Raw genomic sequence first — 579 nt, forward strand, 5'->3', positions numbered from 1 at the left:
TCGTTTCTGATGGTGGACCTGGTCTTAGAAAAGCATTAAAAAAAGTATGGCGTACCGCCAAGCTTCAACGTTGTATTGTTCATGCCGTATGGCAAGTACATCATTACACTACTAGGCGGCCTAAGACATTAGCAGGCATTATGTTAAAAGATTTAGCAAGCGATTTATATAACGTAAAAACACAGGAAGATGCAAAAATATGGATTCAACGATTATTTAATTGGAGGGTGACTTTTAAAGAGTTTCTAAATGAAATGACACGTGATAGTAATGATAATTTAAGAGCTACGCATGAACGATTACTAAAAGCCTATAACTCTCTAGTGGTATTAATTAATACAGAGACAATTTTTCGATATTTAGATGAAACATTGGTGTTGGATAAAGAATGTCCGAGGACTAATAACCCTATTGAAGGCGGAGTAAACGCACAACTCAGACGTTTATTGCGTTACCATCGAGGAATGTCTGTAGAAAAACGTATAAAAGCGGTCTTTTGGTGGTGTTATTTACACTCACCAAGACCGCTTTCTGCAAAAGAAATACTTAAGGTAATGCCAACTGATGCAAGTATTTCTA

1 protein-coding gene is annotated in these 579 nt (G+C 36.4%); it reads left to right on the forward strand.

Annotation, left to right across the window (positions count from 1 at the left end; genetic code table 11):
- On the forward strand, positions 1-579 hold a 579-nt coding region (locus tag O3607_RS09735; protein ID WP_371443789.1), incomplete at both ends, for a transposase.

It is taken from the genome of Veillonella sp. 20925_1_51 (assembly GCF_041431445.1).
Lineage (GTDB): Bacteria > Bacillota > Negativicutes > Veillonellales > Veillonellaceae > Veillonella > Veillonella nakazawae.